Annotated in this window: 21 protein-coding genes; 11 read left to right on the top strand and 10 right to left on the bottom strand. The window is 64.9% G+C overall.

The genetic code is table 11. From position 1 onward, the window contains the following. Positions 1-25: 25 nt before the first annotated feature. Positions 26-1381 carry a type I glutamate--ammonia ligase gene (glnA, locus tag C489_RS07060; protein ID WP_006430514.1) on the bottom strand — a complete coding sequence of 452 codons (1356 nt, stop codon included), beginning with the start codon at positions 1379-1381 and terminating at the stop codon, positions 26-28. A 126-nt stretch (positions 1382-1507) separates the two neighbouring features. Between glnA and lrp the strand changes: the two genes are divergently transcribed. Next, positions 1508-1969 (top strand): HTH-type transcriptional regulator Lrp, encoded by a 462-nt coding sequence (gene lrp / locus C489_RS07055; RefSeq protein WP_006430512.1) that lies wholly within the window; start codon positions 1508-1510, stop codon positions 1967-1969. 123 nt (positions 1970-2092) lie between these two features. Here lrp and C489_RS07050 read toward each other — a convergent pair whose 3' ends face one another. After that, positions 2093-4030 carry an ABC transporter ATP-binding protein gene (locus C489_RS07050; protein WP_006430509.1) on the bottom strand — a complete coding sequence of 646 codons (1938 nt, stop codon included), beginning with the start codon at positions 4028-4030 and terminating at the stop codon, positions 2093-2095. 300 nt (positions 4031-4330) lie between these two features. Beyond that, the gene (gene thsB / locus C489_RS07045; protein WP_049890673.1) at positions 4331-6001 is read right to left on the bottom strand and encodes a thermosome subunit beta; all 1671 of its coding nucleotides are present in this window, start codon (positions 5999-6001) and stop codon (positions 4331-4333) included. 386 nt (positions 6002-6387) lie between these two features. On the opposite strand from thsB, the gene C489_RS07040 reads away from it, so the two are divergent. Continuing rightward, complete coding sequence (locus C489_RS07040) at positions 6388-7140, top strand: TraB/GumN family protein (protein WP_006430505.1); 753 nt, start codon at positions 6388-6390, stop codon at positions 7138-7140. Between the two features lie 52 nt (positions 7141-7192). On the opposite strand, the gene C489_RS07035 is transcribed toward C489_RS07040, so the two are convergent. From C489_RS07035 to cysK, 3 genes are all read right to left on the bottom strand, one after another. Then, entirely contained in the window at positions 7193-7507 is a 315-nt protein-coding gene (locus C489_RS07035; protein ID WP_006430503.1) for a HalOD1 output domain-containing protein, read from the bottom strand. 174 nt (positions 7508-7681) lie between these two features. Continuing rightward, entirely contained in the window at positions 7682-8011 is a 330-nt protein-coding gene (locus C489_RS07030) for a DUF7577 domain-containing protein (protein ID WP_006430501.1), read from the bottom strand. Positions 8012-8143: 132 nt separating this feature from the next. Further along, entirely contained in the window at positions 8144-9085 is a 942-nt protein-coding gene (gene cysK / locus C489_RS07025) for a cysteine synthase A (RefSeq protein WP_006430499.1), read from the bottom strand. A 141-nt stretch (positions 9086-9226) separates the two neighbouring features. On the opposite strand from cysK, the gene C489_RS07020 reads away from it, so the two are divergent. The 3 genes from C489_RS07020 to C489_RS07010 all read left to right on the top strand — a co-directional run bounded on the left by C489_RS07020 (position 9227) and on the right by C489_RS07010 (position 12489). After that, positions 9227-9973, top strand: coding sequence for an SIMPL domain-containing protein (locus C489_RS07020; RefSeq protein ID WP_006430498.1), 747 nt, complete (start codon positions 9227-9229; stop codon positions 9971-9973). Between the two features lie 112 nt (positions 9974-10085). Further along, positions 10086-11270: an ABC transporter substrate-binding protein gene (locus tag C489_RS07015; protein ID WP_006430496.1), complete on the top strand. Its 1185-nt coding sequence runs from the start codon at positions 10086-10088 to the stop codon at positions 11268-11270. 244 nt (positions 11271-11514) lie between these two features. Further along, on the top strand, positions 11515-12489 hold the full coding sequence (locus C489_RS07010; RefSeq protein ID WP_049890686.1) for an ABC transporter substrate-binding protein: 975 nt from the start codon (positions 11515-11517) through the stop codon (positions 12487-12489). Between the two features lie 115 nt (positions 12490-12604). Here the strand turns inward: C489_RS07010 and C489_RS07005 are convergent, their stop codons facing one another. The 3 genes from C489_RS07005 to carA form a co-directional block, all read right to left on the bottom strand. After that, complete coding sequence (locus C489_RS07005) at positions 12605-13051, bottom strand: DUF5518 domain-containing protein (protein ID WP_006430493.1); 447 nt, start codon at positions 13049-13051, stop codon at positions 12605-12607. Between the two features lie 160 nt (positions 13052-13211). Further along, complete coding sequence (locus tag C489_RS20730) at positions 13212-13847, bottom strand: IS6 family transposase (protein WP_083902778.1); 636 nt, start codon at positions 13845-13847, stop codon at positions 13212-13214. Positions 13848-14119: 272 nt separating this feature from the next. Continuing rightward, entirely contained in the window at positions 14120-15199 is a 1080-nt protein-coding gene (gene carA, locus C489_RS07000) for a glutamine-hydrolyzing carbamoyl-phosphate synthase small subunit (RefSeq protein ID WP_006430490.1), read from the bottom strand. 102 nt (positions 15200-15301) lie between these two features. On the opposite strand from carA, the gene C489_RS06995 reads away from it, so the two are divergent. Beyond that, positions 15302-15715: an Lrp/AsnC family transcriptional regulator gene (locus tag C489_RS06995; protein WP_006430489.1), complete on the top strand. Its 414-nt coding sequence runs from the start codon at positions 15302-15304 to the stop codon at positions 15713-15715. Positions 15716-15747: 32 nt separating this feature from the next. Here C489_RS06995 and C489_RS06990 read toward each other — a convergent pair whose 3' ends face one another. After that, positions 15748-16470, bottom strand: a complete 723-nt coding sequence (locus tag C489_RS06990; protein WP_006430488.1) for a PHP domain-containing protein — start codon at positions 16468-16470, stop codon at positions 15748-15750. A 54-nt stretch (positions 16471-16524) separates the two neighbouring features. Here C489_RS06990 and C489_RS06985 point away from each other — a divergent pair, with 54 nt between their 5' ends. The 5 genes from C489_RS06985 to C489_RS06965 all read left to right on the top strand — a co-directional run bounded on the left by C489_RS06985 (position 16525) and on the right by C489_RS06965 (position 21530). Then, positions 16525-17484 (top strand): diacylglycerol/lipid kinase family protein, encoded by a 960-nt coding sequence (locus C489_RS06985; protein ID WP_006430487.1) that lies wholly within the window; start codon positions 16525-16527, stop codon positions 17482-17484. A gap of 74 nt (positions 17485-17558) precedes the next feature. Further along, on the top strand, positions 17559-18119 hold the full coding sequence (locus tag C489_RS06980) for an NUDIX hydrolase (RefSeq protein WP_006430486.1): 561 nt from the start codon (positions 17559-17561) through the stop codon (positions 18117-18119). Between the two features lie 261 nt (positions 18120-18380). Next, positions 18381-19754: a glycosyltransferase family 4 protein gene (locus tag C489_RS06975; RefSeq protein ID WP_006430485.1), complete on the top strand. Its 1374-nt coding sequence runs from the start codon at positions 18381-18383 to the stop codon at positions 19752-19754. A 1-nt stretch (position 19755) separates the two neighbouring features. Further along, positions 19756-20478, top strand: coding sequence for a class I SAM-dependent methyltransferase (locus tag C489_RS06970; RefSeq protein ID WP_006430484.1), 723 nt, complete (start codon positions 19756-19758; stop codon positions 20476-20478). Next, entirely contained in the window at positions 20475-21530 is a 1056-nt protein-coding gene (locus C489_RS06965) for a prenyltransferase/squalene oxidase repeat-containing protein (protein WP_006430483.1), read from the top strand. Before C489_RS06970 ends, C489_RS06965 begins: the two co-directional genes overlap by 4 nt. Positions 21531-21705: the final 175 nt, after the last annotated feature.

Below are 21705 nucleotides of genomic sequence, written 5' to 3'. Positions count from 1 at the left end.
ATCGACGCCGAAGACGGTCGCCGTCTCAGAACGTCTCGAGGTAGCGGTCGAGTTCCCAGTCGGAGACGCTGACGAGGTAGTCCTCGAACTCCTGTTCTTTGGCTTCGACGAACTTCGGCGCGACGTGGTCGCCGAGCGCGTCGTAGATGACCTCGTCCTCCTCTAAGGCCTCGACGGCCTCGCCGAGGTTCGACGGCAGCGTGTCGATGCCGTACTCGTCGCGTTTTGCCTCGTCGAACTCGTAGATGTTCTCCCGGACCGGGTCGGGACACTCGAGATCGTTCTCGATCCCGTCGAGACCCGCGTGGATCATGGCGGCGAGCGCGAGGTAGGCATTACAGGACGGGTCGGGCGAACGAAGCTCGATCCGCGAGGCCGCCGGCGTGCGTGCGGCCGGTTTGCGGATCAGCGCCGAGCGGTTGCGGTCGGACCACGCGACGTAGACGGGTGCCTCGTAGCCGGGCACCAGTCGCTTGTAGCTGTTGACCGTGGGGTTTGCGATCGCCGTAATCGCCGGCGCGTGCTCGAGGATCCCGGCGGTGAAGGCGTGAGCCTCGTCGCTCAGGTTGAACTCGTCGTCCTCGTCGTGGAAGGCGTTCTCGCCGTCCTCGGTGAACAGCGACAGGTGCGTGTGCATCCCCGAGCCGTTGATGCGCGGGATCGGCTTGGGCATGAACGTCGCGTGCAGGTCGTGCTGGGCGGCGATCGCACGAACGACGGTGCGGAACGTACCGACGTTGTCGGCCGTCGCGAGCGCGTCGTCGTAGGTGAAGTTGATCTCGTGTTGGCCCTCGGCGACCTCGTGGTGGCTGGCCTCGACCTCGAAGCCCATCTCCTCGAGGCCGTAGATGATGTCGCGGCGAACGTCGCTCGCGAGGTCTTTCGGCGCGAGGTCGAAGTAGCCGCCGGCGTCGTTGGTCTTGGTCGTCGCGCGGCCGTCCTCGTCCTCCTCGAAGAGGAAGAACTCCGGCTCGGGCGCGGCGTTGACCGTATAGCCCATCTCGTCGGCGCGCTCGAGCGCGTTCTTGAGCACGCGGCGCGGGTCGCCCTCGAAGGGCTCGCCCGTGGACGTATCGTAAACGTCACAGATCATTCGGGCGGCGGCGCTCTCCTCTTTCTGACGCCACGGGAGCACTGCGAAGGTGTCAGGGTCGGGCTTGAGTCGCATGTCCGACTCCTGAATGCGAACGAAGCCTTCGATAGAGGAACCATCGAAGTAGATGCCTTCGGTAAACGCCTTCTCGGCCTGTCGGGCCGGTACGGAGACGTTCTTGACCGTTCCCAGAATGTCGGTAAACTGCAGTCGCAGGAAGTCGACGTCCTGTTCCTCGATCTCGTCCAATACCGCTTGTTCGGCGTCAGTGAGGTTTCCGCTTGTCATCTTTCTCGTCGTCGTATCCTCGTAACCCGTCTACTAAAACACTACTGTTCTAAGCAAACCTTCTCTCACCACCGGTAAACTGCATATTCGTAAAGTTCTAAAGGCCTCAGTGAGAGGATAGATGTGATGACGTACGAAAATCTCGATGCAAAACTAGTGAATGCACTTCTGGGCGACGGTCGAGCGAGCCTGCGCAGCCTCGCCGAAGACCTCGACGTGTCGGTCACGACGGTCTCGAATCACCTCTCCGACCTCGAGGACGACGGCGTGATCGAGGGCTACACACCGAAGGTCGATTACGACGCGGTCGGTTACGACGTCACCGCCGTCATCCAACTGCAGGTCGAAGGGAACGCGCTCCCCGACGTCACCGAGACGCTGAAAGAGCACCGCCAGATGACCAGCGTCTACGAGGTCACGGGCGACTACGACGTGATCGCCATCGGCAAGTTCGAAGACACCGACGGGATGAACGACCAGATCAAACAGCTGCTGACCGACCCCGACATCAAGGCCTCGAACACCAGCGTCGTTCTCAACGCTGTTTCCGAGAACGAGCAGTTCGAACTCGAAGTCAGAGAAGACTGATACGGATTGCTGTACCGATTTACCGGCGCAACCGCCGCCCGGGTCGCGGTTGCGCCGTAAATGACTTACAGTAAACCGTATGAGCCCCGACCCGTTCTGACGACCGTTTTCCGGTTCGCTACGCTACTCGGGAGACGACTGTCTATCGACCAGCGCGTCGGCCGCCGCCTCGCGATCGCCGGCTTGGGCCGTCCACAGCGTCGCGTACTCGCCGTCGGCCGCGAGTAATTCCTCGTGGGTGCCCCGCTCGACGATCTCGCCGTCCTCGAGGACGAGGATGGTGTCTGCCTCCCGGATCGTCGAGAGGCGGTGAGCGATGACGAGGGTGGTGCGATCCTCGGTGAGCCGGTCGATCGAGCGCTGGATCTGCAGTTCGGTCTTCGTGTCGACGGCGCTGGTCGCCTCGTCGAGGATCAACACCTCGGGGTCGGTGAGGACGGCGCGGGCGAGCGCGATCCGCTGGCGCTGGCCGCCCGAGAGCTTGACCCCCTCCTCGCCGACGCGGGTCTCGTAGCCCTCCGAGAGGTCGGTGATGAACTCGTGGGCTCGAGCGGCCTTCGCAGCCTCCCGAACGGCCTCGTCGGACGCGTCGAAGTGGCCGTAGCGGATATTGTCGGCGACGGTGCCGTCGAAGAGGAACGTGTCCTGGCTCACGTAGCCGACCGCCGAGCGGAGGTCGGCGAGGGCCACGTCCCGGATGTCGTGGCCGTCGAGTCGGATCGAGCCCGCCTGCACGTCGTACAGCCGGAGCAGGAGTTTGAGCAGCGTCGACTTCCCGGCCCCCGTCGGACCGACGAACGCGACCGTTTCGCCCGGTTCGGCCGCGAAGGAGACATCCTCGAGTACGGGCTCTTCGAAGGCCGTCGCGTCGTCGCTGTCGGCGCTCCGTGTGGCACTCGTCTCGTACCCGAAGGTGACGTTCTCGTACTCGACGCGGCCCTCGACGGGCTCGATGGCCGTCGAGTCGGCCGGATCCGCGACGTAGACGGGGATGTCCATCAGCCCGAAGACGCGCTCGCTCGAGGCCTTGGCGTTCTCGTACTGGTCGACGATGTTCGAGACCTCGGCCAGCGGGGCGACGATCCGCTGGGTCATGAACAGGAAGACGACGAAGTCCCCGACCGAGAGGGTGCCAGTGAGCGGGCCGGGTGCGGTCCCCGTCGTCAGCCAGAGGCCGCCGACGAGGAAGGTGCCGGCGAAGGCCAGTCCGGCGAGCAGTTCCATGCCCGGCCGGTAGAAGTACGAGAGTCGCAACACTGCCATCGTATCCTCGTAAAGCCGGCGCGAGGCCTGCCGAACGCGGTCGATCTCGTAGCCCTCGCTGTTGGTCGTCTTCGTCAGGCCGACGCCGGCGAGGCTGTTCTCGAGGCGGGTGTTGAGCCACCCGACCGCGGAGCGCTGGCGGGCGTACCGGGGCTCGACGGCGCGCATGAACCAGATCGTAAAGCCGACCATCGCCGGGATTGCGACGAGAGTGATGAGCGCCAACTGCCAGTTGAGATAGAAGAGGACGCCGGCGATCCCACCGACCATCACCAGCAGCCGCGCGGAGTTCATCAGGGCGTTGTCCAGAAACATCTCGAGGTTCTGGGTGTCGTTGTTCAGCACCGCCATGACCTCGCCGGTCTCCTTGTCGTCGAAGAAGGTCATGTCCAGCCGTTGCATTTTCTCGAAGGAGTCGACCCGGACCGCGTGCATCACGCCGTGGGCGAACAGGTTGGCGGTGACGCCGTAGATCCAGGTGAAGAGGGCGACGACGAGAAAGGAAACGGCGACGGTGGTGATCGTAAACCAGAACTGTGCTAGCTGGTCGGTCGGCAGCCACGCGTTCGGGACGATCGGCAGTTCGAACGCGCTCTCACCGACGAAGATCGCATCGATCGCGACGCCGAGCAACAGCGGCGGGACCAGACTCGCCATCCGCGCGACGAAGTTCGCGACCATCCCCGCCGAGAACCAGCCGAGTCGGCCGGGCGCGTACTCGCGAAACAATCTCGAGAGCGGCCGCTCAACGTCCTCCCGGTAGGCGTCGAACGGCGTTTCGTCCTCGTGAGAACTCACTGCCGAGCCGGTACCGGTTCGGCCCGTAAACCAAATACGATTTCGGGCGGTGAGAACAGTCGCTCGTGACGGAACCAGTCAGCACAAACGCACAACACCGTCGCGATCGGATCGGCTACTCGAATCCCCTTCTGACGGGCATCGGCGAGTGAGCGGTTCGAAGAACCCGAGCGACGCCGTTCACCGAACGCGGCGAAGCCGCGTTCGGGCCGACGAGCGACCGTCGGGAGCGAGGAGTGCTTTTATACTAAATTTTGCCGAGGGCGCGGCGAAGCCGCGCCTACAGAGCAAAATTTAGTTCTACATCATGCCGCCCATGCCACCGCCCATGCCGCCCATGCCGCCGGGCGCACCGCCGGGGCCGCCGGCCTCATCGTCGCCCTTGTCGGTCGACAGGTCGCCGGCGGAGATGATGTCGTCGATTTTGAGCACGAGGTTCGCGGCCTCAGCAGCGGAGGTGACGGCCTGTTCCTTGGCGTGGGCCGGTTCGACGACGCCGGCCTCGAAGGTGTCCTCGACATCGCCCGAGAAGACGTTCAGGCCGGCCGTAACGTCGCCGTCGTCGTGGGCCGCACGCAGGTCGACCAGCGTGTCGATCGAGTCGAGACCCGCGTTCCCGGCGAGCACGCGCGGGACGAGTTCGAGCGAGTCGGCGAAGGCTTCGACGGCCAGTTGCTCGCGGCCGGAGACGGAGTCGGCGAAGTCTCGCAGGCGCGAGGCGAGTTCGACTTCGATTGCGCCGCCGCCCGCGAGGACGCGGCCGTCGGAGACGGTCTGTGCGACGACATCGAGCGCGTCGTTGACGCCGCGCTCGAGTTCGTCGACGACGTGGTCGGTCGAGCCACGGAGCAGGAGGGTGACGCCGTGGGCGTCCTCGCCCTCGACGTAGAACAGCTCGTCTTCCTCGTCGCGGGTGACGTCGCCGAAGCCGAGGTCCGCTTCGGTCGCGGCCTCGAGGTCGGAGACGATCGACGCGCCGACGACTTCCGAGAGGAACTCGAGGTCGGACTTCTTGGCGCGGCGGACTGCGAGGATGCCTTCCTTGGCGAGGTAGTGCTGTGCGAGGTCGTCGATGCCCTTCTGGCAGAAGACGACGTCAGCGCCGAGGTCGGCGATCTTGTCGACCTTCTCGCGGAGCTGTTTCTCTTCGCGGTCGAGGAACTTCTGGAGCTGGTCGGGGTCGGTGACGGAGACTTCGGTGTCGACGTCGGTCTCCTCGACCTCGATGGCCTCGTTCAGGAGGAGGATGTCGGCGTCTTCAGCCGAGCGGGGCATGTTGTCGTGGACGGGGTCCTTGTCGACGATGCCGCCCTCGAGGAGGTCGGACTCGCCGGCGCTGCGGCCGGTCTGGGTCTCGATGTTGAGGAACTCGAGGTCGACGACGTTGTCGCCGTTCTCGTCCTCGACGGTGACCTGTCGGATGGCCTCGACGATCAGCTGGGCGAGGTGCTCCTTGTTGACCTCGGTGCCCTTGCCGGTCATCGAGGTTTCGGCTGTCTTCTTGAGGAGGTCCTCGTCGCTGGTGTCGATATCGGTCGCGATATCGTCGATCTCCTCGCGAGCCTGCTCGCTGGCGAGGTGGAAGCCCTTGATGATCGCCGTCGGGTGGATGTCCTGCTCGAGGAGGTCCTCGGCGTTCTTGAGGAGTTCACCGGCGATCGCGACGGCGGTCGTGGTGCCGTCGCCGGCCTCGTCTTCCTGCGTTTCGGCGACCTCGATGATCATCTCGGCCGTCGGGTTGTCGATGTCCATCTCCTTGAGGATGGTGACGCCGTCGTTGGTGATCGTCACCGATCCCATGGAGTCGACGAGCATCTTGTCCATGCCCTTCGGACCGAGCGTGGACTGGACGGCTTCAGCGACCGCACGGGCGGCGCTGATGTTGTAATCCTGCGCGTCCTTGTCCTTGACGCGCTGGGAGTCCTCGCTCATTACGATCATCGGCTGCCCCTGCTGCATTCGCTGACTCATAGTCGAGCGAACGATTGATTGTGATTCTACATAAAGCTTTCTGAATCGCTTTGCCCGCAGCGACGACCGGGAGACAGATTTGATGACTAAAACCGCCGTAGTGAGAGACGGTGGCGACGATTATCGCCGTCGGTGTTCGATCGTCACTCGTTCCCAATCGAACGTCCGGACGGTGCGTTTATATTGGATGCTACCGCGGTCGCCTCCGTCAGCGCGATCAGGAGTCTGTTCCGTCGCCGACTGGCGGAATCGTCGGCGAGATAACGAACGATTTGTGCGGCCGCAACGGTTCTCAGTCGGCGGTGATCCGCCGTCAAACCCTGACTCGGAGCCGAGTCAAGACAACAGAAGGGTTATGCCGGTAGTCTCGTATTACCACTCGAGCAATGGACGAGTCCCCGCCCTTTCCCGAATCGTTCGACGACCCGCGGATCACGCCCCAGTTCTGTCGCCGGCTCGCCGGCGACGCCGGCGACCTCGTTCTCCTCGGCGTCGTCCACGACCACCCTGCCAGCATCGCCCGCGTCGAGCGCGTCCTCGAGCGCGTCGACCCGGAGACGCTCGCCCTCGAACTGCCGCCCGTCGCGATGCCGCTGTATCGCGTCTACGCCCGCGATGGTGATACTGAGGACCTGACGCCGCCACGGTTCGGCGGCGAGATGAGCGCGGCGATCCGCGCCGCTCCCGACGCCGACCACGTCGGGATCGACGCACCGAACTGGTCGTTCCTCCGGCGGCTCGTGGCGCGGCTGGTCGCCGACCGCGTCTCGCCCGCGACGGCCCGGCGCGTCCTCTCGAGCGTCGGCGGCGCGACCCGCGAGGCCCTCGCCTGCCGGGTCGCCGCGACGCTCACCCACGCGACTTCGATGACCGTCGCTCCCGGAGAGCAGGTCGAGTACGACTGCGACCCCGAGGACGCACCGGCACAGCAAGCCAGCCACGAGCGCTCGCACGTCGCCGGCGTGCAGGCGCTGCTCGGCAGCGTCGAGACGGACGGGAGCGCGCTCACCTACCGGGACGACACGCGCGAACACTGCATGGTCGAGCGGCTCGAGGCGATCCGCTCGGAGCCGGGCGACGTAGTCGCCGTCGTCGGGGTCGATCACCTCAAGCGACTCGCAGCCGACCTCTCAGCATAGTTGCGATTTTCGCGGTGAGCAAACGACTCGCGTCAGAAGAAGACTCGGGGCGTCAGCGCCGCGCGGGCGGTTCGATCAGAATCTCGCCGTCCCCGTGGACGGTCACGTGGTGGTCCTCGACGACGAAGGTCAGTGTGCCGCCGGCCCGCGGCGAGCCGTCGTGGCGCGGCCGAAAGAGCGCGTCTAGGGCATCCGGATCGACGGTGTCGTACAGCGAGATGCGGCTGTCGGTTACGTCGACGCCCAGACAGTCGGCAAGCGCGTGAACGACGGTCGTGCTGAGCGTCGCCGGCCCGTTCGGGTCGTGGGAGGCGCGATACAGGGGTGGAGAGCGAGACTGCGAGGCGGGGGAAGCGTGTCCGTACATAGCGGTCGTCACCTCCCACTCTCTGTTTGGAGACCAAAAGCGTAATCGTTCATTACTGGTCGAACTCGTCAGATCGAACGCATATACCACTCAATTGGGATGTCTTTCTCTCCAAAGAGAACGAACTGTGTGATACAGATAGGAAAGCAGTGATGCGGAACGCTCGAGCCCCCGTCACTGCCGCAGTCCCGAGATGCAGTTCCAGCAGTACGTGAACGTCTGATCGGCCTTGTTTTGCGCGCCGCAGTGGGGACACCGGATCGTCTCCCCGTCGAGGTCGGGGTCGCGGTCCTCGTCTCCCCACTCGGTGTCGCTGATATCGTCGGGCGCGCGAGGATACCGGTCGGGACCGGGCGAGGACCGCACGCTCGCGCGGTCGGGGTCGGCAAAGGAGGGCGCGCGGTCGCTGTCCCCGTCGTCGCGCCGGACGTATAGGTAGTACAGTAACAGGTGCAAGAGGGCGAACAACGCGACGTAGCCGATGAGCCAGCCCCAGAGCTCCATCACCGTGTGGTACGTTCTCGAGCCACTTGGATATTCCCCGATTTCCGGAACACGGAGAGTCAGGACGGCGATACCTATCACCGCTGTCGAGAGTTCGGGGCGACAACATCACTGGACCGACCGCCTGTCGAGCTACTCGAGGTCGTAGAGGTCGGTCGAGAGGTAGCGTTCGCCGGTGTCCGGGAGGACGACGACGGTCAGTTCGTCCGGGTGCTCGGTCGCGTAGTCGGCGGCGGCGGCCAGCGCAGCGCCCGCGGAGATGCCGACCAACAGCCCGTCGTCGCGGCCCAGTTTTCGGGCCGCGGCTTTCGCGGCGGACGCCTCGACGGCGCGGGTCTCGTCGACGAGTTCGGTCCGGAGGATATCCGGTACGAATCCGGGACCGATCCCCTGGATGTCGTGGCCGTCCGAACTCAGTTCCGAGAGGGTTGGCGACTCGGCGGGTTCGACCGCGACCGACGTGAACCCGCTTTTCCCTCGCTCCTCCTTAATGTACTCCGAGATTCCAGTGATCGTCCCGCCGGTACCGACGCCGGCGACAATTGCGTCGACCTGGCCGTCGGTCGCATCCCAGATCTCCGGCCCCGTGGTCTCGCGGTGGGCCGCGGGGTTGGCCTCGTTCTCGAACTGCCGGGCGAGGACCGCGTCCTCGTGGTCGGCGACCAGTTCCGCGGCGCGCTCGTTCGCGCCGCCCATCCCGTCCTCGGCGGGCGTCAACTCGAGGTCGGCTCCCAACGCTCGCAGGAGTTGGCGGCGCTCCGTCGACATCGAGGACGGCATCGTCAGCACGCAGTCGTAGCCCCGGGCGGCCGACACGGCGGCCAGCCCGATCCCCGTGTTGCCGCTGGTCGATTCGACGACGGTGCCGCCGGACTCGAGCGCGCCGTCTTCCTCGGCGGCGTCGATGATCGCCCGCGCAATGCGGTCCTTGACCGAGTAGGGGTTGTGCGACTCGATCTTTCCGTAGCAGTTGTCGGCGAAGCCGTCCAGTCGAATCAGGGGCGTCTCGCCGATCAGTTCGTCGACGCTCTCGACGGCATCGATCTCGGCCGCGGCTTCGACGGTTCCGTCCATTATCGTCTTCGACTGCCGGAACCGCACTCCCAGTTTCCCCGAACGTCTTCGGCGGGGTTCCCGACAGCTCGGCCGTGCGAGAGTGAAAGACCCCTTTGAGCTTGGGGTGGGCTTTTTTCCGTTCCCGGCGATCGGTTAGCTATGGATCGACGACAATTCCTCGCGGCCTCGAGTATCGGCCTGACAGCGGCGGTTGCGGGCTGTGCGAGTAATCCCCTCAGTAGTACCGACTCCGCGGAGCCAGACTCGGACGCCGACACGACCGCGGCCGCCGGCGAGATCACGGTCAGCGCGAGCGGCGAGGTCGACGCCGACCCGGACCGGGCGATCGTCAGCGTCGGCGTGGAGGCCACCGGCGAGAGTGCCGACGCCGTGACCGACGAACTGGCCACGGGGGCCGAGCAGCTTCGCGGGACGTTCGACGAACTCGGCATCCCCGCAGAGAACATCGAGGAAGGCCGGTATCGGGTCCACCCGAGACACGGCCGAGACGCGGAAGGGTTCGAGGGCTCGCACTCCTTCGAAGTGACGCTCACCGATGTCGGCCGCGTGGGCGAGGTCATCGACGCGTCGGTCGAGGCCGGTGCCGACGACATCGGTCGGGTGAGTTTCACGCTCCAAGAGGAGACCCGCTCGGCGCTGCGGAAGGACGCGATCGACGCCGCGCTGGCAAATGCCGACGAGGAGGCCTCCCACATCGCCGACAACCGCGGGGTCTCACTCGAGGGGACGACAGCGGTGACCACCGGCGACGTGCAGATCCAGCCGGTACAGGAGGCCGTCGCCAGTGATGACGCGAGCAGCGGCGCGGCACCGCCCACGGAGATCGAGGCCGATCCGGTCAGCGTAAGCGCCAGTACGACCGTGACGTACGCGTTCGCCGAGTAACCGCGTCGATCGGCACTGGTTCACGAACACGCCACGAGACCCACGACAGGTGCGTCGGTTTTCGGGCGGCTCAATCGAACGGTTTTTAGATTATTAGGTTCACCTAAACCATATGGACGGATCAAAACGGTTCGATCGAACGCGGCGGGGATTCCTCGGAACGGGGGTCGCAGTCGGGAGTGCGGCCCTGGCCGGCTGTATCGACGGGAGCGGTGACGACTCGAGCGAAGGCGACTCATATACGGTGTCGATGGCACCCATGGGCGAGGTCGAGTTCGACGGCGTCCCGGAGAACGCCTTCGTCACGTTCACGCAGTACGCCGACATGGCGGTCGCGCTCGGCCACGGCGACGCGGTCCAGACGCTCTTCGCTCCGGAGATGTCCGGGACGACGATGAACAAGTTCTACGACCGGCTCGAGGGCGTCGATGCGTTCGAGTGGGAGGGTCTCGAGAACCCGCTCACCGGCGGCGTAACGAAGGAACAACTCTACAACGCGGAGAGCGACGTCCACTTCCTCGATCCCTCTTACGTTCTGACGACCCAGCCCGACTGGAGCGAGGAAGACATCGACGAGATCGCCGGGGCAGTCGGCCCGTGGATCGGCAGCTACCACAGCGGTGTGCAAAGCGAGCCGGCCGAGGCCTACGCCGACAGCTACGAGTACTACACGCTCTGGGAACTCTTCGAAACAGTCGCCGCCGTCTTTCAGGAAACGGACCGATACGAGGCGCTCAACGAGGTCTACGAGGAGACCCGATCGCACATCGAGTCAAACCTGCCCCCCGAGAGCGACCGGCCGACGGTCGCTCGAGTCACGTTCAACGCCACCGACGACATCTTCTACACCTACCACCTCAACACGCCCGGCTTCTGGCAGGCCGAAACGCGACCGCTCGGCGCACACGACGCGCTCGAGAGCGTCGAGTGGCCGGACGACGACTGGGGGAACATCGGCTACGAAACGATGCTCGAGGCGGATCCGGACGTCATCCTCCACGTCTGGGGGATCACGTCGCAGTACTCCATCGACGGCATTCGCGAGCAACTGGCGTCCGACCCCGCGGGCAGCGACCTGGCCGCGGTCGAGAACGACCGGGTCGTCGCCAGCGGCATGCGGTATCAGGGACCGATCATGAACCTGTTCCAGCTCGAGATGACGGCCAAGCAGCTCTACCCCAACCAGTTCGGCGAGTGGCCCGGCTACGAGGCCGGCGAGTCCTATCCCGAAATCCCCGAGGACGAACGACTGTTCGACCGCCAGCGCGTGGCCGAGATCGTCACCGACGGAGCGTAACTGACTGACGACGGTTCCGACGGCGGTAACACAGGGTTGGACGCCAATTGGTGCAACGACCGAGCAATCGATATTGTTTTTAGGCCAGCCTAAAAATCTGGGGGCGATGAGATCGAGCGAAACGACGCGGCGGCAATTCATCGGTTCGGGGGCCGTCACCGGCGGGATGCTCCTCGCGGGGTGTATCAGCGGCGGCGGTACGGACACCTCGAGCGGCGAGACGTACACGGTCTCGATCGCGCCGATGGGCGAGGTCGAATTCGACGGCCCGCCCGAGGAGTGGACCGCGTTGCTGCCGACGTACGCGGACATGGGGTTTGCACTCGGCGGCGGGCAGACACTCGGGATTCAGAACCACGCTCGGTTCGGGACCGACGCGTACGAGGAACTTCCCGGCATCGAGTTCGACGAGGACGATGTCGTGGAGCTGACCGAAGGCGGCGTCGACAGGGAACTGTTCTACGAAATGAACGCCGACGCCCATTTCATCGACCCACACATACTGACACACTGGTACGGCTGGGAGCAGTCCGACGTGGATAAAGTAAGGGACGAGCTTGGGCCCTTCTTTGGCAACTTCATTCGCCGCCACAGCGACGAGTGGCACGATTACCGCTACTACAGCCTCTACGAGGCCCTCGAGTTGATGGCCGAAGTCTTTCAGGCACGAGACCGCTACGAGGCGTACGTCGCCCTCCACGACGACATGCTCACGACGATCGACGAGCGACTGCCGCCGGCCGAGGAGCGACCGAACGCGATGCTCCTCTACCCGGCCAGCGGTTCGGGCCTCGAGTTCTTTCCCTTCCGATTCGACGACGGCGGGATCAGCACCAAACAGTGGCGGGATCTCGGACTGACGGATGCGCTCGCCGAGACCGACGTGGGTCACTACAGCTACACTGACAGAGGGACACTCGATCTGGAGACGCTCCTCGACATCGATCCCGAGGTGTTGCTGGTGCGCAACCACGGTGGAGAGTCCGACTCCGAGTTTCGGGAAGCGGTCCTCGAGCCACTACAGGACGACCCAGTCGCGAACGAGGTCCAAGCGGTCCAAGATGAGGCCGTCTACAATGCCGGCTACCTCGATCAGGGGCCGATCATCAACTACTACCATACCGAACGCGCCGCAAAGGACATCTACCCCGACGCGTTCGCGGATGCGACGCTGTTCGATCGCGAGCGCGTGGCCGAGATCGTCAGCGGCGAGTTCTGACCGTTACCGCGGATCAGTACCTCGTTTTCGAGACACAGACCGCAACTAGACCGTTCCGTAGCCCCCTCGTCGGTCGACCGGCGCGGGTCGCTCTCGAGCGACGCCCCGTAGTGGTTCACTGCGCGACGACCGTCGATTGGTCGACCCCGAATTTCCCGCGCAGCCAGTTGCCGATCCGCGCGCCGATCGCTCCCGTGACGGCTGCGATGAGAACGCCGATCATGCCGAACATGATCACGAAACCGAACTGTACGAGGCGAAATTCGTACGGCGAGCCGAGTTCAGCGAACAGGAACACGATCGTATCCGACAGCATCCACAGCAGCGCCGGCAGTGCACCGACGACTCCGGTTCGGGAGCCGACTCGGGAGACCGCTGCTGTTGGTCCGCGGAAAAAATAGCCGACGAGCAGTCCGGCGACGAATAGCGACTCGAACTCGAGGCCCGTCCCCGTCCGCTGGTACGAACGGGCCACGAACGGAACCGCCAGTAGTCCGCCCACGATCGCGTACCGCCAGCTATCGTCGGCCAGGAGGGACCGCCAGTAGCGGAGCCGAAACACGTTCGCCGATAGTGTTGTGTATCCTATAACTGTTTGGACAGCTGGGTTCATCGTGTTCAGATAAGCTGATTCCACGCAAAGGCGAACGATCTGAGCCACTCGTCAGCTGTTTCCGCGTACGCATTGCTGAAGGAGTTTGAAAACGAAGAGGNCATCGTGTTCAGATAAGCTGATTCCACGCAAAGGCGAACGATCTGAGCCACTCGTCAGCTGTTTCCGCGTACGCATTGCTGAAGGAGTTTGAAAACGAAGAGGTTCGTCGCTTTATCTCTCGAAAGACACGTTCAACGCTGTTCCGATTTCCGTGGCGTTCGTATCTGAAATCGAGATCATGTCGTTGGCAAGCGTAGTTCAGTGCTTTGTCGCCGTCGACGAGAAACACGGCGTCGTCGACGTTGTGTTTCTCGCGTAGTTCCGCAATGAATGAACTCGCTATCACTTTGGTTCTGGTCGGTTCGAGCTGTGTATGGAGTAATTCGTTCGATTCGGGATCAACCGCAGCATACAGCCAATACTGCTCATCGTTGAGTCGGATCACGGTCTCGTCAACCGCAACCTGATCCGGATTCCGACCAGAATTTGGCTGTAGATCAGCTTTGTGAACCCAGTTATGGACGGTGGATCGAGCTCGTTCAACACCGAATCTCTCGAGAATGCGAACAGTATTCGAAAGCGAGAGTCCAGCAAGATGAAGCTGAATACTGAGCTTCATCAACAGTCGCGGTGTTGCCTCTCGCTCCACAAAATCCAAGTCAATCTGGCCGATACTATGACTGAGGCGTGCGTTTTCGGGCATAGAACACTTTGAAAACGCCACGTCTCACTTCTTCAACCTTATCTGAACACCGCCNGGCCGATACTATGACTGAGGCGTGCGTTTTCGGGCATAGAACACTTTGAAAACGCCACGTCTCACTTCTTCAACCTTATCTGAACACCGCCGCTGGGTTATGCCTCGAGCACGGGCGTCAAACTGACGGTGCTATTCGTTCGAATCGAACTAACCGCAACGGTTGAAACGGTAGACACAGCAGAAGAGACGGTCAAACCAGCGGTATCCGTTACGAATCAGTCGTCGGCCGGAACCGCCTGCGTGTCCGCTCGCCCGGAAGCCATGGCGAGCACGTCGTCGAAGAAGTCGAGGGTATCGTGGGGGCCGGGGTTCGCTTCGGGATGGTACTGGCGGGTGATGACATCGTACTCGATGCCGTCGATCCCTTCCGGCGTGTCGTCGTTGACGTTGATCTGGGTGATCTCGAGGTGCTCACCCGGCTCGGCGACCGTGTAGCCGTGGTTCTGGGTGGTCATGACGACCTGCCCGGACTCGAGGTCGAGGACGGGCTGGTTGACGCCGCGGTGGCCGAAGGTCATCTTCTCGGTGGTGCCGCCCAGCGCCTCGGCGACGATCTGCTGGCCGAGACAGATGCCCGCGACGGGCGTGTCCTCGACGAACGCCTCGACGAGGCTGATCGCTTGGCCGAAGTTGACCGGGTCGCCGGGGCCGTTCGAGATGAACAGGAGATCGGGGTCGACGGCCTCGACATCCTCGACGGCCGCGTCGTAGGGGAACACGTGAACCGTCGCATCGCGCTCGAGCAGCGAGCTGATGATCGAGCCCTTCGCGCCGCAGTCGATCAGGGCGACGGTCTCGCCGTCGTTGTCCGCGCCGTGGACCTCGGGGTCGTCGACGCTGACCTGTGCGCCGATGTCCGTGTGGTCGCTCATGGCCTTGCACTGTTCGAGTTGCTCCAAAGCGTCCTCCTCGGTGACGTCCTCGCCGACGGCGATGCCACACTTCATCGCGCCGCCGTCGCGGATGTCCGTGACGACGTCGCGGGTGTCGAGGTGGTCGACCGCCGGGATTCCCTCGCGCTCGAACCAGTCGACGATGTCGTCGGTGAACTCCTTGGCGACCGCGGCGCGGGGGTGGATGCGGTCGTCCTCGAAGCGCTCCTCGCGGACGCCGTAGTTACCGATCAGCGGGTACGAGAAGGTCAGGATCTGCTCCTCGTAGGAGGGGTCCGTGAGACTCTCCTCGTAGCCGGTATACGCTGTTGTGAAAACGAGTTCACCGCGGGCCGTCCCTTCGGCACGGCCACGCCCCTCGAGTACGTGACCGCCTTCCAGTGCGACGTAGGCTTCCATCATTACGATCTACGTATCGGATGGACCATCATAAGTGTTGTCTTCGAAGCTCAGTTACGATTTTCGTAATCGGTAAGTGCGGGTCACCCGTAGGTACGCATCTCCATGGACGACCTGGACCGACAGATCCTCGATATCCTCCGGCGAGACTCCCGGACGCCGTACACCGAGATCGCCGACGAGGTGGGGACAAGCGAGGGGACCGTCCGCAACCGCGTCGAGCGCATGATGGACGACGACGTCATCGAACGCTTTACTATCTCGACCCGGACCGGAAACGTCCAAGCCATGCTCGAGATCAGCGTTGCGGTCGATGTCGACACGAAAGGGGTCTCCGAGCGGATGGCCGAGTGGGACGAGGTCGACTTCGTCTGGATGGTCTCGGGCGAGCAAGACGTGGTCCTCGTGGTCGACGCCGCCGACACGCGCGGGGTCAACGATCTCATTACGAAAGCCCGCGATCAGGAGGAGGTCGTGAGCACGAAGACGCGGCTGATTCTGGACGAAGAGCTCGGCTGACAGGGGTCGTCCGTCGCTACTTCCTTCTGTTACTATTCGACCGGTTTGTCGTCCTCGCCGGGCGGTTTGCCCACGCCCGGGGTCGGGCGGTCGATCGCGTCGATCACCCCTTTGCGGTCGTGGATCGCCCGATAGGCCCGCCGCAGCAGGCTATCGAATCCCGACCGGGAGACGGTCGCGCTCACCCGGCCGTCGCGGATCGCCGCCACGATCGACGCGGGCGTGAGCCGGTCGGCCTCGACGACCGTGTACGCTCGCCCCACCTCGAAGGGGTAGTGAGCGTCGCTGCCGCCGACCAGCGGGAGATCTCGTTCCTCGGCCAACTGCTCGACCAGCGGCCGCGACCGGGGGTGTTTACCATTGACTTCGATCGCGTCGAATGGCACGGCCTCGAGTTCGCGTACCGTACTGTTCCGGAACGGGTGGGCGACGATCGCGGCGCAGTCACGGTCGTGTGCCAGCGCGACCGCTTCCTCGGGGGAGAGTGCCCCGGGTTTCGTCGCCGCGGGCGGGTCCGGCCCCACGACGAGGACGTGACCCCGGTCGGTCGTGATCTCGATTCCCGGCAGCGTCTCGATGTCGGGAGACGGATCGAACGCCGTGTAATAGTCGTGGTTGGTCGTCGCGACGCCGTCGAGGCCGCGCCGGTCGGCCGCTTCGGCGAGCAGTCTGACACCGAGCGGGTCGAATCGGTCGCCGAGCGAGCGCCGGCCGTGGAAGAATCGCGTATGCGCGTGGAGGTCGACCGCGTACATACTGGGGCAAACGCCGGCCAGATCCTTTTGGATGCGGCCGGCATGGGCTGTAGTATGGCATCCCCCGAGGCGAGCGATCGCGTTCTCGTTCTCAACCCCGTCAGCGGCAGCGGGGATCACGTCGACGACGTCGCCGCACTCGCAGCCGACCACGGGTTCGAGGTTCGAACGACCGAGGAAAGCGGCGACGCGAAACGGCTCGCCCGCGAGGCTGCCCCCGACGCCGACCTCGTTGCCGCGGCCGGTGGCGACGGAACGCTCAACGGCGTCGTCAACGGCGTTGCCGCGGCGGACGCACTCGAGACGACCACCGTCGCGGTCGTTCCCGCGGGGACGGGCAACAACTTCGCGGCGAATATCGGGGTTCAGGGGATCGAACACACCTTTACCGTCATCGAAGACGGCCGGCGGCGGGAGCTCGATATCGGCGCGGCGAACGGTCGGGTGTTCGTCAACTCCTGTGTCGGCGGGGTCACCGCCGAAGCGAGCAGCGAGACGTCTTCGGAGAGCAAGGCGGAGTTGGGCGTGCTCGCGTACGTGAAGAACACGCTTGAGACGGTCGGCGAGTTCGACTCGCTCCCGCTCCGGGTGGAGACGGCCGCGGGGCCGGACGGCGAGACGGCGCGGGCGTGGGAGGGCGAGGCGCTGTTCGTCCTCATCGGCAACTGTCGGCGCTTTACCGGCGCGCGAACCGCACAGGCCCACGTCGAGGACGGCCTGCTCGAGGTCACGATCGTCGAGGACGCCGCGACTGCGAACCTGGTCAGCGGCGCGGCACTCGAGCGGCTGTTCGGTCAGGAGAGCACGCACATCGTCCGCCGGCGGACCCCGTCGCTCACGATCGACAGCCGCGAGGATTCGATCGAGTTCAGTCTCGACGGCGAGATGCTCGAAGCGGAGACGCTTCATCTCGAGACGACCCCGAACGCCCTCGAAATCCCGGTCGGCGAGGGGTATCAGCCGGATCCGGACGACGGGGAACTGTGGCCGCTCGAGGGGACGGGACCGTCGTAGTCATCGACGCTATCGATTCGAAACACCCGCGACGAGACGATACTGGTTTCAAGAGCCGTCGTAATTGTGAGGATATGAGCACGCCGGAGGAGGACCTGCAACACGAGAACGCGGGACAGGACGTAATCGCCGTCGACGCCGACGACACCGAACTCGAGTTAGTCAACCGACTCGACGCCCACACGGGCGATGGCATCCGCCACCGCGCCTTTACCTCGATCGTCTTCGACGGCGAGGGGAACGTCCTGCTCGCCCAGCGAGCGCCGGGCAAGCGCCTGTGGGGCACCCACTGGGACGGCACCGTCGCCTCCCACCCCGTCGAGGGCCAGAGCCAGGAGGAGGCGACTCGAGAGCGCCTCGAAGAGGAACTGGGGATCACGCCCGACCAGTACGACGATCTGGAAGTGACCGACCGCTTCGAGTACAAGCGCTACTTCGAGAACGCGGGCGTCGAGCACGAGGTCTGTGCCGTCCTGCAAGTGACCCTGACCGACCGCAGCCTCGATCCGAACGAGGAGGAGGTCGCCGGCCTGATGTGGGTCCCCTACGAGCGACTCCACTCGAACCCGGAGTGGTACCGACAGCTCCGCCTCTGCCCGTGGTTCGAGATCGCCATGCGCCGAGACGCGCGATAACGAGCGACCGAGCGACGCGAGGGTCAACCCGACCCCGAATTAGTTTCAGTATTGATACGAAACCGAACGACCCGCCGCGGAACGTTCGCTCACCGATTGTAATTGGTTCGGCCGAGACGCCCGCTCGAGCGCGTCTCGGGCGGTTTCGCGGCATGAGGCTGATACCGATCGCGACTACATCTCGGGATCGAACAGTATCAAGAAACAGTACACGAGCGGGAGGTTTATAGGGGAGTGCCCACACATAGAGGATAGACTGCGATGGTCACTGGTACGCTGAGACGGCTTCTCCCGGGGAGCGTGATTTCTTCGTCCGCGTCGGCGACGGGAACGACCGCCGCGGGACCGACGGAGTCGTCGTCGGTGCCGTCATCCGAGGCGGAGCGTCGTCCCGACGATCCGCTCGATATCTGTCTCCTGAGTTATCGCTCCAACCCGTATTCGGGTGGGCAAGGTGTCTACGTGAAATACCTGAGCCGAGCACTGACCGACCTCGGCCACTCCGTGGACGTGATTTCGGGGAAGCCCTACCCCGAACTCAACGACGACGTGGGGCTGGTGAAACTGCCCGGCGAGAACGTCGTCGACGAACTCGATCGGCTGGGGCAGTTCGAAGCATCCTATCTCCGCGACCCGCTCGCGCTATACGAATGGCTGAGCGCGCTCACCGGCGGCTTTCCGGACCCCTACGTCTTCGGGCGGCAGGTCGTCGACTACTTCGAGGAGTGTGAGCCCGAGTACGACGTGATCCACGACAACCAGTCGCTCTGTCACGGCCTCCACACGCTCCGCGAGCGGGGCCACCCCGTCGTGGCGACGGTCCACCACCCGATCACCGTCGACCGCGACGCCGACCTCGCCGCGGCCGACGACTGGGGCGAGCGGCTGTTGATCCGCCGGTGGTACCGGTTCCTCCGGATGCAACGCGAGGTGGTCCGAGAGCTACCCCACGTCCTGACCGTCTCCGAGTCGGCCAAACGCCGCACCGTCACCGATTTCGGTGCCGACCCCGACGCGATCCGCGTCGTCCACAACGGCATCGACACCGACCTGTTCGAGCCCGTCGATCGGAGCGCCGATCGCCCGCGCGTGATGACGACGGTCAGCGCCGACGTTCCCCTAAAGGGGACGCGGCACCTGCTCGAGGCGTTCGCGGCCGTTCGGGACTCGATCGACGCCGAACTGGTCGTTGTCGGCGAGTTCGACGAGGGCGGCGACTGCGACCAACTCGTCTCGGAACTGGGCATCGCGGACGCGATCGAGACCCACAGCGAGATCAGCTACGAGCGGATGGTCGAGCTCTACGGGACCGCCGACGTGGCCGTCGTCCCCTCGATCTACGAGGGCTTCGGCCTCCCCGCGGGCGAGGCGCTCGCCTGTGGCGTGCCGGTGGTGGCGACCACCGGCGGCGGCCTCCCGGAGGTGGTCGGCGACGCCGGCGTCCTCGTGGAACCGGGCGATTCCGACGCGCTGGCCGAGGCAATCGGCGACCTGCTCGCGGACGACGAGCGCCGCCGGCAACTCAGCGAGCGGGGTCGGGAGCGCATCGTCGAGGAGTTCGACTGGGAACAGGCCGCCCGGGAGACGGTTCGCACGTACCGCGACGCGATCGAAACGCAGGGGAGCGGGGCCTGAGATGGAGACGATCGATTTCGACCGGCTGACATTGACGCCGGGCATGCGCGTCCTCGACGTGGGCTGTGGCGAGGGCCGACACGTCCACGCCGCCGCCCTCGAGAACGTCGCGGAGGTCGTCGGCCTCGACCTCGGACGGAACAACCTGGAGGCGGCCCGGGAAGACTACGAGGAGTACATCGCCCCGGAGACGGACGTGCCGGTCACCTTTCTGTCCGGCGACGCGCTCCGGCTCCCCTTCGCGGACGGCGCGTTCGACGTCGTCTGCTGTACCGAGGTCTTGGAACATCTGCCCGACTACGAGTCCGCGATCGACGAACTGCGTCGAGTCTGTGCGCCGGGGGGAACGCTCGCGGTCAGCGTCCCGCGGGAGGGGCCCGAACGGGTTTGCTGGGCGCTCTCGGACGAGTACCACGCGGTCGAGGGCGGGCACGTCCGCATCTTTGACCGCGAGGAGTTGCGGGCCGCCGTCGAACGGCGCGGGTTTCGGCGAGTTGACAGTCACTTCGCCCACGCGCTGCACTCGCCGTACTGGTGGCTGAAGTGCCTCTGGTGGGACCGCGACGAGCGCGGCGAGCCGCCGCTGCCCCTGCGGGCCTACGACCGCTTCCTCGAGTGGGACGTGCTGGAATCGCCGCGGCCGGTGCGGCTGCTCGAGCGGGCGCTCGATCCCGCGCTGGGCAAGAGCGTCGTCTACTACTTCGAGTTGGAGGGGCAGGCGTGAGCGACGGCCCGTCGCGGGCGTCGCTTTCGGACTGGGGGCTCGAGCCCGCGGTCGACTACATCCAGCGGGTGCAGCGATCGGACGGGCTCATTTGCTGGTACCCCGACGGGCCGGCGGACCCGTGGGATCACGTCGAGAGCGCGATGGCGCTGTCGGTCGCCGGCCGCCGCGAGGCCGCCGAACGCGCCTACCGCTGGATCGCCGACGCCCAGCACGACGACGGCGCGCTGTGGGCGACCTACGGCGACGCCGACGGCGAGGAGGGTGCCCACGACGGCGACGAGCCGCGCAAGGAGACCCACCGGAGCGCCTACGTCGCCGTCGGCGCGTGGCACCACTACCTGTGTACCGGCGACCGGGACTTCCTCGAGTCGCTGTGGCCCACGGTTCGGGACGCCCTCGCGTTCGCGTGCCGCCAGCAGGCCCCGACCGGCGAAATCTACTGGACCGTCGGCGCGGACGGCGCGGTCTACGAGGACGCCCTGATCGCCGGCTGCGCCTCGCTGTACAAGAGCCTGGCCTGCGGGGCGGCCATCGCGGCCGAACTCGAGCACGCCGCCGCTCGAGACCGGTGGCTCGAGGCCCGCACCCGACTCGGGGCGGCGATCCGCGAGCGACCCGACCGGTTCGACCGCACGTGGGAGAGCAAGTCCCGCTACGCGATGGACTGGTTCTATCCGGTCCTCTGTGGCGTGGTGACCGGCGACCCGGCGCAAGAGCGGCTCGCAGACGGGATGGATCGCTTTCTCGAGGAGGGCTTGGGCTGTCGCTGCGTCGCGGACGAGCCGTGGGTGACCGTCGCCGAGTCCTGCGAACTCGTGGTTTCACTTGCCGCGGTGGGGCGGGTGGAGCGTGCGCGTGAGATCTACGAGTGGCTGTTCCAGTGGACCGACGACGAGGGGGTCTTCTGGACGGGCTACCAGTTCGAGGACGAGGCGTTCTGGCCCGGCGAGCGGCCGACGTGGACCGGCGGGGCTGCGGTGCTGGCTGCTGATGCGTTGTCGGGGATATCGGGGGCTGCGGATCTGTTTACTGATCCGGTCTCCGAATGAACTGATTTGGGCCGATACGGTCTGATGTGCTAGAACAATCAGAGGTCAAATTACAACACAGAATCAAGAGATGGGTCCCAATCGATTACCGGACTCGTGGCTGTGTCCCCAAGGCAGTGTCAAAAATCACAGTGTCCCACTCTACTTCCAAGCGAAGATCTCGAGATGATGCGCA

The organism is Natrinema versiforme JCM 10478, from assembly GCF_000337195.1.
In the GTDB taxonomy this organism is placed as follows: domain Archaea; phylum Halobacteriota; class Halobacteria; order Halobacteriales; family Natrialbaceae; genus Natrinema; species Natrinema versiforme.
The sequence above is the reverse complement of the archived record's forward strand: the minus strand, read 5'-3'. Positions and strand labels throughout refer to the sequence as shown.